General features: G+C 35.0%; 13 protein-coding genes and 4 pseudogenes. All 17 read right to left on the bottom strand.

Annotation, left to right across the window (positions count from 1 at the left end; translation table 11 throughout):
* Positions 1–6: 6 nt before the first annotated feature.
* Positions 7–1,194 (bottom strand): glutamyl-tRNA reductase, encoded by a 1,188-nt coding sequence (gene hemA / locus THESIDRAFT1_RS00825; RefSeq protein WP_006569205.1) that lies wholly within the window; start codon positions 1,192–1,194, stop codon positions 7–9.
* A complete protein-coding gene (gene cobK, locus THESIDRAFT1_RS00830) occupies positions 1,175–1,807 on the bottom strand; it encodes a precorrin-6A reductase (RefSeq protein WP_341853117.1) in 633 nt (210 codons plus the stop codon). The genes hemA and cobK overlap by 20 nt, the downstream gene beginning before the upstream one ends.
* Positions 1,774–2,022 carry a hypothetical protein gene (locus THESIDRAFT1_RS13620; RefSeq protein ID WP_244262782.1) on the bottom strand — a complete coding sequence of 83 codons (249 nt, stop codon included), beginning with the start codon at positions 2,020–2,022 and terminating at the stop codon, positions 1,774–1,776. Before THESIDRAFT1_RS13620 ends, cobK begins: the two co-directional genes overlap by 34 nt.
* Before the next feature lie 34 nt (positions 2,023–2,056).
* A complete protein-coding gene (locus THESIDRAFT1_RS14475; RefSeq protein ID WP_279625035.1) occupies positions 2,057–2,188 on the bottom strand; it encodes a hypothetical protein in 132 nt (43 codons plus the stop codon).
* Positions 2,189–2,294: 106 nt separating this feature from the next.
* Positions 2,295–2,522, bottom strand: coding sequence for a hypothetical protein (locus THESIDRAFT1_RS14480; protein WP_279625009.1), 228 nt, complete (start codon positions 2,520–2,522; stop codon positions 2,295–2,297).
* A complete protein-coding gene (gene cobM / locus THESIDRAFT1_RS00840; RefSeq protein ID WP_039929069.1) occupies positions 2,519–3,262 on the bottom strand; it encodes a precorrin-4 C(11)-methyltransferase in 744 nt (247 codons plus the stop codon). Before cobM ends, THESIDRAFT1_RS14480 begins: the two co-directional genes overlap by 4 nt.
* Before the next feature lie 14 nt (positions 3,263–3,276).
* Positions 3,277–3,828 carry a precorrin-2 C(20)-methyltransferase gene (locus tag THESIDRAFT1_RS00845; protein WP_006569207.1) on the bottom strand — a complete coding sequence of 184 codons (552 nt, stop codon included), beginning with the start codon at positions 3,826–3,828 and terminating at the stop codon, positions 3,277–3,279.
* A gap of 70 nt (positions 3,829–3,898) precedes the next feature.
* Positions 3,899–4,183, bottom strand: a complete 285-nt coding sequence (locus THESIDRAFT1_RS00850; RefSeq protein ID WP_006569208.1) for a sirohydrochlorin chelatase — start codon at positions 4,181–4,183, stop codon at positions 3,899–3,901.
* Positions 4,184–4,199: 16 nt separating this feature from the next.
* Positions 4,200–4,952, bottom strand: a complete 753-nt coding sequence (gene cobS / locus THESIDRAFT1_RS00855; protein ID WP_006569209.1) for an adenosylcobinamide-GDP ribazoletransferase — start codon at positions 4,950–4,952, stop codon at positions 4,200–4,202.
* Between the two features lie 22 nt (positions 4,953–4,974).
* Positions 4,975–5,529 (bottom strand): bifunctional adenosylcobinamide kinase/adenosylcobinamide-phosphate guanylyltransferase, encoded by a 555-nt coding sequence (gene cobU / locus THESIDRAFT1_RS00860; protein ID WP_006569210.1) that lies wholly within the window; start codon positions 5,527–5,529, stop codon positions 4,975–4,977.
* Complete coding sequence (gene cobD, locus THESIDRAFT1_RS00865) at positions 5,529–6,614, bottom strand: threonine-phosphate decarboxylase CobD (protein ID WP_006569211.1); 1,086 nt, start codon at positions 6,612–6,614, stop codon at positions 5,529–5,531. The genes cobU and cobD overlap by 1 nt, the downstream gene beginning before the upstream one ends.
* A gap of 23 nt (positions 6,615–6,637) precedes the next feature.
* Positions 6,638–7,368: pseudogene (locus tag THESIDRAFT1_RS00870) on the bottom strand (AIR synthase related protein).
* 3 nt (positions 7,369–7,371) lie between these two features.
* Positions 7,372–7,858: pseudogene (locus tag THESIDRAFT1_RS00875) on the bottom strand (ECF transporter S component).
* Complete coding sequence (cbiB, locus tag THESIDRAFT1_RS00880) at positions 7,855–8,793, bottom strand: adenosylcobinamide-phosphate synthase CbiB (RefSeq protein WP_006569214.1); 939 nt, start codon at positions 8,791–8,793, stop codon at positions 7,855–7,857. Before cbiB ends, THESIDRAFT1_RS00875 begins: the two are co-directional and overlap by 4 nt.
* Positions 8,793–10,315, bottom strand: a pseudogene (locus THESIDRAFT1_RS00885) (cobyric acid synthase). The gene cbiB and the pseudogene THESIDRAFT1_RS00885 overlap by 1 nt, the downstream one beginning before the upstream one ends.
* 1 nt (position 10,316) lies before the next feature.
* Positions 10,317–11,699, bottom strand: coding sequence for a cobyrinic acid a,c-diamide synthase CobB (locus THESIDRAFT1_RS00890; RefSeq protein WP_006569216.1), 1,383 nt, complete (start codon positions 11,697–11,699; stop codon positions 10,317–10,319).
* Positions 11,692–12,491: pseudogene (locus THESIDRAFT1_RS00895) on the bottom strand (ABC transporter ATP-binding protein). The gene THESIDRAFT1_RS00890 and the pseudogene THESIDRAFT1_RS00895 overlap by 8 nt, the downstream one beginning before the upstream one ends.
* Between the last annotated feature and the right edge of the window lies 1 nt (position 12,492).

Here is a 12,492-nt window from a genome sequence, read left to right on the forward strand (position 1 = left end):
CAGATTCTAATAGGCGTTTTCTTTAAGGTACGTTATCATTTTATTAGCCATTTTATTTGCAACTCTTTTTAAAGCGATTTTTATATTTTCCTTGTCTTTTTCAGATACGTCAGTCAATTTATTTACAATTCTTTGAAATTCTGTGTTATAAACTTCATTGGCATATCTACTTACTTCTTTTATATAAGGCTCTATTTCAAGTGTTTTGTACCATTTTTCAAATTTATCCACTTCCTCTTTCACCATTTTTTCAATAACGGGAATGAGTAAAAGCCTCTCTTTTTTGTTTTCCTCCGCTGTCTTTTTTAAATCGTCAATAGTATAAAGACTTACCCCTTCTATTTGTCCTATTCTTGGGTCTATATCCCTAGGAAGAGCTATATCTACCATGCAAATTTTTCTTCCATTGTAAACTTCTTTGAACTTTTCATAACTTATCGTATAATGAGGAGCATTTGTGGCACTTATTACAATATCACTACTGGCAATGTAAAGATATTTTTGTTCATAAGGCACAACATGTATCTCTGGAATTTGCTCCTTTAATTGGATGGTTTTTGAAAAAGTCCTGTTTGTAACAAATACATCAGCACCCTTATCTATGAGATTTTTCATAGCATTTTGCCCCATCTCGCCAAGACCTATCACAAAAGCCTTTTTGCCTTTTATATCCTTAAATACTTCTTGAACAAATTTAACTGCAATATAGCTTATAGACAAAGCCAGATCTTTTATACCCGTATCTGTACGAGCTTTTTTCCCAAGAGTTACTGCATCTCTAAAGAGTTTAAAAAGTATCTTTCCGGAAGAGTTGAAAGTCTGTGCGGTATCTATAGCTTCCTTCACCTGTGACAATATTTGGTCTTCACCTACTACCATAGATTCAAGTCCACAGGCAACTCTAAAAATGTGTTCCACTGCATCAAGTCCGTAAATTTGCCTTAAATATTTTATGAAATCTTCTTTTAAGCCAAAGTAATTTATGAAAAAATCTTTTACTTCATCCGTGGATATTTTTTGTGAATAGAAGTAAATTTCACTTCTGTGACAGGTGGAAAGTATTACAACCTCCTCCAGTCCCAACTCTTTTAATTTTATTAATGCCTCTCCAATATCTTTAAAAGAAACTTTTTCTCTCAATTCTAAAGGAGTATCCTTATCTACTCCCACCATTTTAATATTGTTTATGTCCACTTTTTGTCACCTCATTTATGAGACTATCAACATCTGTTACTACAACAGGATAATTTATATCAGGCCTTTTTATTAAAATTACAGGAATACCCAGCATTTTAGCAGCTTCAAATTTTTCTAATACTCCTTCCACAATGCCACTTTCTTTTGCCACAACCACTTCCGCATTTCTTTCTTTAAACATTTGATAATTAAGCTCTTTGGTAAAAGGGCCTTCCATCGCTATTATATCTTTGGGTTTTAATCCCAAATCTTCACACTTTTTTATGACGCTACTTAAAGGAAGCACTCTTGCCGTCACCTTTTTTCCTATTTCCCAGAGAACCCTAAATTTTTCGAGGTTTTTACTACCTACAGTCAAAAAAATGCTGCCGTATTTTTTACATTCTTCTGCTGCCTCTTCAAAACTTTCAACTACAATGGCATTGTAGTAATATAGGTTTTTTCTTTCATACCTTATATACTTGATGCCAGTTTTGTTATAGGCATTTATAGCATTTATGCTTATATCTTTTGCAAAAAGATGCGTTGCATCAACTACAATGTCTATGTTGTTTTTATAAATAAAATCAATGAGGCTTAGTTCATCCAGTGCCCCTTTGTGAACTTTAATTCCCCCACTAAGAGGAACAAATTCTCAAAAGCTATTCCTTTTTTGCATCCTAAACCAATAACTATATTTTTAGGCCTTAATATGACATAAGGTTTTTCTAACGGTTTTTTTATTTCTTTGTCAGTTATGTAAACAAAAGCGTCAACTTGACGGTCATCTTCGTTTTTTACATAATCTTTTAGCAAAGGTATTTTCTCTACATCTTCATCAAGGATAAAACGTACATTTTCTCCATTTACAAAGGCGGCGCTAACCTTTTTTTAAATCTTCTTTATTTTCAATTTGGTACCCGTAGTCCTTAGCAATAACGTCAAGGGATATGACTCCCTCTACATCTGTTGCAGTTGTTATGACAGGCTGCGCTCCAATTATAGAAGCCACTTTGAGCGCAAGCCTGTTTGCACCTCCCACATGTCCGGACAAAAGGCTTATGGCAAACTTCCCTTTTCGTCTACTACCACAACAGCAGGGTCAGTAAATTTATCCTTCACAACCCCTGCATTGCCCTTACCACAATCCCTGTAGCCATTACAAAGACCAACCCTTGATATTTTCTGAATATTTTATGGACAAAGTCTATAAAATCTCCTTCTATTGCGTAGCCTTCAGGGATTGTGTATTTTTCTTTTACATACACATCCCCTTTTAATTTTTGGCCAATCTCATTCGCCAACTTTGATGCGTTTTTTGTAAGAGCGATTATCGCTATTCTCATAAATCTTCCTTCTTCCTGAAGCTATGAGAAAATTCCTTATCATAAAGCTTTGAATAAGACGTTACATCTTTTAAAAAATCTCCTACAAGTATCATGGCTGTTTTATTTATTCCCTTTGATTTGACCTTTTGTGAAATGTCATTGAGAGTGCCTGTAACAATCACTTGGTCTTCCCAAGTAGCTTTGTACACAACTGATACAGGTGTAGTCTCTTCATAACCCTCTTTCAACTCTAAAACAACTTTGTCAATGTCCTGCACGCTTAAAAATATCGCCATTGTAGCTTTGTGGCGGGATAAATCTTTTAAGTCTTCTTTTGGAGGTACTTTTGTCCTTCCGCCTATTCGTGTTATAATAACCGTCTGGGTTATTTCAGGAATCGTCAGCTCTTTTTTCAAAACTGCCGCTGCTGCCAAAAAAGAACTAACACCGGGAATTACTTCATAATCTATATTTTCTTCTTCCAGCCTTCTAATCTGTTCATGTATGGCACCGTAAATAGCAGGATCTCCTGTGTGTATTCTCGCTACATCTTTCCCCTCATTATAAGATTTTACCATAAGCTCAATTATTTCATCAAGATTCATTAAAGCGCTATCGTAAATTTCAGCCTCTGGTTTTGCGTATTTCAATATCTCTTTATTGACAAGTAACCCTGCGTATATGATGACATCACAAGCCTGTATTATTTTCATCCCCTTTAATGTTATAAGTTCAGGGTCACCTGGTCCTGCACCAATAAAATAAACTACAGCTACTTCACCTTCTTTGTAATAATGAGTGACAAATAATCTATCTTTTTCCCTATATATCTATCAAGGTCGTAGGATATTTTTTCCTCTTTATGGCCGCACTTTATCACAAGGTATCCTTTGAAGCTTTTTTCTTTTAGAAGATTTACTATTTCCTCGTATCTTCTCGAAATTTTCATTAATACCACGTTATCAAACATATCAAGAGCTTTTGAAATTTCCGTCACATCTCCTGATGAAATCACTGCAAAAGTCTCGTTTCCCTCCGCAATTGGGATATTTAACCTTGAGGCAGCTGCACTATAGGAGGTAATTCCAGGAATCGTCTCTACTTCGTAATCCTCAATTCCTTTTAAAATGTATATGTAGGTACTGTAAATCATGGGGTCTCCTATTGTTATAAAAGCTACGTCTTTCCCCTCATCAAGCAACTCTTTGATTTTTTTAACATTTTCTTCCCACTTTGTTTTGAGGTCTTCTTTTGAGTAGGTCATGGGAAATTCCATAAATACTACATCGCCTTTTATATAAGGCTTTGCAATCTCATAAGCAATACTTCCTTCTCCTTTGCTTGTGGGCCTACGATCCTGTCATCATACCCTATAGACTTTGCAAACTTAATCTTTAAACCCGGATATTTTTCTTTTCTTTTCCAAAAACCTCAGGTATATCATGTAACACATGGTTTCCTTCAAATAAAAACATAGGAACTGCTATGATATCGTAAATTCCTTCTTCGACAAATTCTCTTATGGAAGTAGATATATCAGGCTCGTTAAATTCCATAAAACCTGCCTTTACATCTTTGGTATTTTTTAGGCTCTTTATTTTTTCTACAACCATAGTAACTACATCTTTAGTCTCTTCAACACGACTTCCATGTGCTATTATTAATAATCCTTTTCCCATAAAAATCTCTCCTTTTTTATAATGACACACTTACAAAGCAAATAAGTGCAGTAAGCTCTGCCAATTCATTTACTGCACCGAGAGTATCCCCAGTCATACCACCTATTCTCAGCGAAATATATTTTGAAACAATATAAGTAACAAAAAGCGATATAGTAAGTATTTTTACAAAAACCGCTAAAGGCAGTATAAAATAGCTTGTAGCAATTGAAATAACAAAAGCTATGGCAAATTCCCTTATCCCTACTTTCCCCAGCATGAGTCCTCCAAGGCCTTCTCCACCTCTTGCAGATTTACTTATCATCATAGAAAACACAATTGACAATCTCCCAATAATTGGGGTAATTAAAAGTGCTGTTAAAGTAATATTTTCGTGTATATTGGTGAGAAATAATATCTTTAAAATAACCATAAAAACTAAAACTAAGACTCCATTTGTGCCAAGCCTTGAATCTCTCATTATCTCAAGCATTCTCTCTTTATCTTTATTGCTGAAAAGACCATCAAAGGTATCTGCAAGCCCGTCAATATGCATTGCTCCTGTTAAAACATAAGAAAAAGCTACAATAAAAGTCATTACAATTTCCCGGGAAAAGAAATCCTTTAAAGCAATATACAAAAGTGAAAGGATACCTCCTATAACAATTCCGACTATTGGAAAATAAGATGCTATTCTATAAAACTCTCTTTTTTCAACATCAATTTCTATTGGTATAGGAAGGCGTGTCATAAACTGCATCGCAAGTACCAATCTTTTAATTTCATCCATAAGGATATTGCATCCCTTTCAATTATCCCTTTATTTTAAGAGGTATTCCTGAAACCATTAAATAAACTTCATCTGCAGCATCTGCCACTTTTTTATTCATCCTGCCTGCTATATCTCTAAATATCCTGCCCAGTTTGTATTCGGGCACTAATCCCATTCCCACTTCATTTGTCACAAGAATTATATCCCCTTTAAAATCCTTCTTAGCACTTAATATCTTATCTACTTCGTCAGCAATTTGCTTTTCTATGTTATCAATCTCCTTCAACTCTACTTTCTCCCATGTTAAGTCAACTTCCATTAATAGGTTTGTAATCATAACTGTAAGGCAGTCAATCAATGCGACTTTCGCACTGCTTTCTGCAATTACACTGTATAGATTTTTATAGACCTCTTTCGTCTGCCAAGCAGAAGATCTTCTCTCTTTATGCCTTTTGACTCTTTCCTTCATTTCTTCGTCAAAAGGAATAGAAGTAGCTATATAAAGGACACTGTTTCCTCCTTTTTCTAAAGCCAATTTTTCAGCAAATTCACTTTTGCCAGACCTTGCACCACCTGTGATCATAACAAGGCTCATTATATTACAACCCTTTCTTTATCTTCTACTAAATCTTTTATATCTATTTCTTTCAAAGCCTGTATCAATTTTTCATTGTCTTCATGTCTTTTTATAGCAACTCTAAAAAAGCTTTTATCAAGATACCTAAAATTAGAAGCATCTCTTATGAGAATTCCTTTTTTTAAAAGTATTTGTTTAAGGTCATTTACCCTTCCTGTTCTTAACTTTAACAATATAAAATTTACTTTTGTATCAAAAACAACTAAATAATCAATTTTTCTTAAAGCATAAAGCATATACTCTATTTCTTTATTTACATATTCCCTTGTTTTTTCTATATAAGCTTCATCTTTAAATATTTCTCTCCCCACAGCATCTGCAAGAGCATTTACTGTCCAAGGTTCTTTGTATTCTTCTAACTTTTGTATCAAAGAAGGACTTCCAATCCCGTACCCCAATCTCAGCCCTGGCATGCCAAAAAATTTTGTGACAGCTCTTACAATAAACAATTTATCATGCTCTTTTGCAAGAGGTAAAGCTTCATAATTTTTATAGTCTTTCATAAATTCAATAAAAGCTTCATCTATCATGACAGGTATATTCAAAATCTCCGCTTTTTTTAATAAAATTCCTATTTCCTCTCTAATTATGGCTTGTCCTGTAGGATTGTTAGGATTCCCAATGATTAAAGAATCCGCCTCTTCCATTTGTGAAAGAAGCTTTGCGAGATTTACTTTAAACCCATAGTCTTCTTCCAGCCTGAAATATATCGGTTCACCACCGTTTATGTAGACTACCCTTTCATATTCCAAAAAAGCAGGAGACGGAATGAGGGGTCTTTTCACCTTAAATGCTCTCACAAAAAGATGTATGAGCTCTGTCGCACCATTCCCAACAATTATATTTTCTTGTGAATACCCCACATGCTGTGAAATAGCCTCTTTAAGTTTTCGATATTTTATATCCGGATATTTCGTTAAATCAACTTTTTTGATAATATCAAAAATCCATTCCGGCACCCCAAGAGGATTTATATTTGAACTAAAATCGATTATTTCTCCTTCATAGTCATAAACATTTCCGCCATGCTCATAAGGCCTCATTTAAACACCTTCTTTCATTTACGCTAAATCAGCACTCCGACATATGTTAAGGGTTTATCTGTCAGTCCTTTAATAGAGGCTGTATCTTCCTCACTGTGGACTACAAGGCAGCAGGTAGAAGGCCCCCCTGATTTTAATACATCAAGATGTTGTGGAAAATTCGCCTCCACCTTTAATCCTGATATCTTCTCTAATATGCCAATTTCATATTTTATCCCTTTTGAACCCACAGGTATTGCTTCCACTATTTCTTTTGAGTTGGAAATTTTTACGTAGTCTTTCAATGTAAGCACATCGTTTGAGCTTAAAACTTCACTTCCTACACGTGGATAACCTAAAATAGAAACATGCATACCTGTTTTGACTTTTTTATTTTTAAGTCCCCAATATTTGCTTTTGCTATTACAGTGATTCCTATACCTGTCATAGATGTGGGAAAATTTTCTTCAGTACTTCCTGTAAAAACTACGTCTGAAAGTCCGTTCTCTTCAAGCTCGCTTTTTATGCCTCTTAAAACTTTTTGCCCTGTTGGATTCATTTCAACGGATAAAGTATCGGATATGACTAAGGGTTTTGCTCCTACACATAGTACTTCCGAAAGAGCCACTTTTACAGTAGTCCTTCCTACAATCTCTTCATCAACTTTTAACACATCATGCTCTTTATTCCCTATTGCTCCGAGGCTGTCACAAGATATCACATATGCTACATCATTTTCATAAATTACAACTAAATCTCTGTATCTCTCAATCACTTTTTATTCCCTACTCCTTTTCGGTATCGCTTTGTAAACCAATGCTGCAAGAAATACATTTGCAAATGACGCAATTGTTAGGGGAAGTACCCATGCCGCAAAAAAATCCCCATCCAAATATAGGCACAAACAAAAGGGTTGCAACAGGACCATTTAATATCGTAGCAGCGATTACTGCAATATAGATGTTAAATTTTCGATAAAAAAATTTAAACAAATAGGCATATAATGCCATTTGCACTGCTATGTATATGTGATTTGTAAGCCCTAAAGGAAATCCAGAAGTAATTGCTGTAAGCATATGCCCTAAACTTATCACAAGGGCTCCATACCAACCTCCAAGGTATAATGCGGCAAAGTATCCTGGCATTGAATCGAAAGCAACTGTGTTAAAAACTTTTATGAGAGCACCTACTGCACTTAAGGCTATAAGCATAGCAACAAGAGTAAGAGTCTTTACATTTTTTAATGTATTTGCTTTTTCTTTCACATCAATCTCCTCCCTATATAAAATACTACAAGCCCCAAAAATGAAGTCATGTACATTATTTTGATGCTGTCTTTTATATGTTGGGGGGTAATTTTTTCTTTTCCATCCCCAAGAGTTGGTTTAATTTCAGGCTTTCCAAAATAATAATTAAGCCCTCCCAGTTGTATATTTAAAGCACCGGCAACTGCTGCTTCTCCGTGAGCACTGTTTGGACTTTGATGTTTAAACCTATCTCTTAAAAAAATCCTCCAACTATTTTTATAATCATAGCCTAAGAGAAAAGCAGCTATAACAATCAAAAAACCTGTTATGCGAGCAGGGATAAAATTTAATATGTCGTCAAGTTTTGCAGAAGCAAATCCTAAATCGAGGTACTTTTCATTTCTATAGCCTACCATAGAATCAAGAGTGCTTGCTGCCTTATAAAAGATAGCCAGCGGCGCACCTCCTATAAACGCGTAAAACATAGGGGCTATTATACCGTCTGATATATTCTCTGCAACTGTTTCTATCGCTCCTCTGGATATATTCTCAACATCAAGCCTATCTGTATCCCTACTGACTATATAAGATAATCTTCTTCTTGCTTCAACTATATCACCCTTTGCCAACGCTTCGTATACTCTTCCAGCAGCTTTACCAAGGTCTTTTGTAGCAAGGCAGGTATATATAATTAAAACATCTAAAGCATACTTTAAATATGGATGTATAAGTCCTGCAATATAAAGTAGTACATATGTTGCTGCAAATGCCAAAGTTACTGTAAGTCCACACAGTATAAAACCTGCTATTTTTAAAGCTCTGTCACTTTTAGCATATTTTCTAAGTATACTCTCTAAATGTGATACCACTCTCCCTATAATTCTTACAGGATGAGGATATCCTTCAGGGTCTCCTATCAACAAATCTAATAAGTAGGCTAATACCACTTCCATTAATCTTTATACCTCTCCATAATTTCATAGACTTCTTTCATGTCGATACTTTTTCTCACAATATCTGCAAGCTTATCATATTCTCTTTCTTTAAATTCTTTGTAATCAATAATTTCCTCTATAGGAGAAAGTCCTTTTGATTTTCTCACAATATTTATAAATTCCCTGACAAACTCTCTGTTTTCAAAAATTCCGTGTATGTAAGTTCCAAACACTTTTCCATCATCGCTTATACAACCGTCATAGACTTCGATTTTTTCTCCATTTCTATGAGTTATTACTGAAAAAGGCTGACAATCTCCCAAAATTCGACTTTGCCCCATGTGTATTTCATATCCCTCTACAGCAATATTTCTAAGAGGTGATAATATTGATGGTAAATTATTGCGAATAACCGCCTTAATTTGGGTTGTTGTCTTTTCATTTTCAATTACAGTCTCTATATCCAAAAGTCCCAGTCCCTCAATTTCTGAAGTTGTACTTTCAATTCTTCCCGGGTCTTTAATGACTTTTCCCAGCATTTGGTATCCTCCACAAATGCCGACTATAAATTTACCTTTTTTCTCATTTCAAAAATTTCCTTATCAATCCTATATTCTTTTAATGCTTGCAAATCTCCAATTGTGTTTTTTGTTCCCGGAATTATAACAACATCACAATCTCCAATCCTTTCCCCTTTATTCACATAGCGAAGCTTTATTCCGGGAACTTTAGCAAGAGGTTCAAAATCCGTAAAATTCGATATGTGGGGAAGATTTATAACTGCAATCTCTATATCTCCTTCTGTATTCCTACGATAAAATCTCTCCGTCGCCCCATCCTCTTCATCAATGTGCACATCCATATAAGGGACAACACCTAAAACCTTTTTGTGTACAATGTTTTCTAACATCTCCAAACCTGGCTTTAATATTTCAATGTCTCCTCTAAACTTGTTTATAAGTACACCTTCAATGCGATTTCTCTCATTTTCTTTTAAAAGGAGCAAAGTGCCAGCTATTGAAGCAAATACACCTCCTTTATCAATATCTCCTACAAGAAGTACTGGTGCATTTACCATCTCTGCCATACCCATGTTTACGACATCTCTATCTCTTAAATTTATTTCTGCAGGGCTTCCAGCGCCTTCTATTACTACAATGTCATTTTGACTTGCAAGAAAATCAAAGTCCTCTTTAATAAACTTTAAAAGCTGTGGCTTAAATTGGTGGTATTCGGCTGCAGACATGTTTTTATAAACTTTGCCTCTTAAAACAACTTGGCTTTTTTTATCAGAACTGGGCTTTAGAAGTATTGGATTCATGTGATAAGAAGGCTTAACTCCTGCCGCTTCCGCCTGCATAGCTTGTGCTCTTCCTATTTCTAGTCCTTCATCGGTTATATAGGAATTCAAAGCCATATTTTGAGACTTAAAAGGGGCTACTCTGTAACCATCTTGCTTGAAAATTCTGCAAAAAGCGGCAACCAACAAGCTTTTGCCAACAGACGATGCGGTCCCTTGTATCATCAATTTAAGTGCCATATTAATCCTCCTGAAAAGCATTTGAGTTTCGGTATTGAACACATTTGTCAACAAACCTCTTGACAGCCTCTTTATATGTGTATAAATTTATGTGAACATACGTCGCTAGGCAATTTTTATGCACAAATCCACATTCCCAAGCGTTTTCTTTTCCCGGTTTATGCACAACGTATGAGGCTTTCTGTGAAAAACCTTTTATTATTGAGTGGTGAAACTCATGCCCTTTTATTTTATCCCCTTTTCTAAAAAGGATGTTATCTTCAATAACTTCTGCCTCAACATAGCCAAATCTCTGAAGCCTTTTTGTCATGACAGTTTCAAAATCGTAAATTCCTGCCATTTCAAAAGTATTTCCTTGTAAATCTGTTATGCTTTTTGTAAGATACATAAAGCCGCCACACTCTGCATATGCAGGCATACCTGAATCTATTGCATCTTTAACCGATTTCAACATTTTTTTGTTTTTATTAAGCCTCTCCGCGAAAACCTCTGGAAATCCTCCCCCTATGTACAAACCCGATATTTCATCTGGTAATTTATAATCTTTAAGAGGACTAAAGGGTACAAGCTCTGCTCCCATTTCTTCAAAAAATTCCAAACTCTCTTTGTAATAAAAATTAAAAGCCTCATCAAACGCATACCCTATTTTTACCCTTTTTAAATCATGGCCCTCACCAATCGTGTTTCTAAATGTATTTGAACAGTCAATTACACTTACATTAAGAATTTTTTCTATATCAATGTATTTTTCAATATAATCATATAAGGTATCAAACTTGTGTTTAATTTCTGGCATCTCATATATCGGTACAAGGCCTAAGTGTCTTTCTGGCAAATCTAATTTTGGATCCTTTGGAAGATAGCCAAAAACCTCAATACCTAAATCTCTTGTTATGCATTCTTTCAAAAGGGCATAGTGTTTTTCACTTCCAACTTTATTTAATATCACCCCTTTAATTTTTACTTCCCTGTCATAGTGCATATAACCCATTATTAAAGCTGATACACTTGTCGCCATAGAAGAAGCATCTACAACTAAAATCACAGGAATATCTAAAATTTTCGCAATGTCAGCACTGCTCCCCTTTTTTGTAGTATCAATCCCATCGTACATTCCCATAACACCTTCAATTATAGAAATGTCAGCATTGCAGGCATTTTTGTAAAAAAGCGACTTAAGGTTTTGTTCCCCCAACAGGTACAAGTCGAGATTGCAGGAAAAATTCCCTGTGACATATCGGTGATAAGCAGCATCTATATAATCTGGACCTACTTTAAAAGGCTGAACTTTATACCTTTTTGACAGCACTCCCATAATTCCAAGGCTTACAGTAGTTTTACCTGCTCCTGAATGGGTGCCTGCAATCATTAAAGCTTTACACAACTTTGAGTTGCTCCTTTCCATTTAGCGATGGAATGACGTAAGGAGTATGGGTGATGGGATTTTCAAACACTTCCACATCTATTGAAAAGGCTGATTTTATGTTGTTCAATGTTAAAACATTTCCGGGAGACCCAGATGCTATTATTTTGCCTTCTTTCATTATGAAAATCTCATCACAAAACTGTGAAGCGAGGTTAATATCGTGAAGCACAATAATTACAAGTATCCCTTTTAAGGATAAATCTTTTACAAGAGACAGTATTTCAACTTGGTATTTTATATCAAGTTGAGAAACTGGCTCATCCATGAGTAAAATTCGAGCTTTTTGTGCTAATGCCCTTGCTATATACACTCTTTGCCTCTCACCGCCGCTTAACTCTTTTATGCTTTTGTCTTTAAACTGCCATGTATTTGTAATTTCCATGCACTCTCTTACAATATCTCTGTCCTCTTTTTTCTCCGACTGAAACCTTTTAAGATAAGGAATTCTTCCCATCATTACCACGTCATAACAGCTAAATTCAAAGTCGTAAACTATATCTTGAGGCACATACCCTATATATTTTGCCTTTTCTTTTATAGTAAAGTCTTTGATATTTTTCCCTAATATAAAGACATCCCCAGCTGCTGGCTTTAAATAGCCTGATATATTTTTTAAAAGAGTAGTCTTACCACTGCCATTAGCTCCTATTATTCCTAAAACCATATTTTGTTTATGGTAAAATCTATTCCTTTTAAAACTTCCTTTTCTTCATAAGAAAAGTGCAAATTATCCACCTGTAAAATAGCCATA

Source organism: Thermoanaerobacter siderophilus SR4, from assembly GCF_000262445.1.
GTDB classification, from domain to species: Bacteria; Bacillota; Thermoanaerobacteria; order Thermoanaerobacterales; family Thermoanaerobacteraceae; genus Thermoanaerobacter; species Thermoanaerobacter ethanolicus.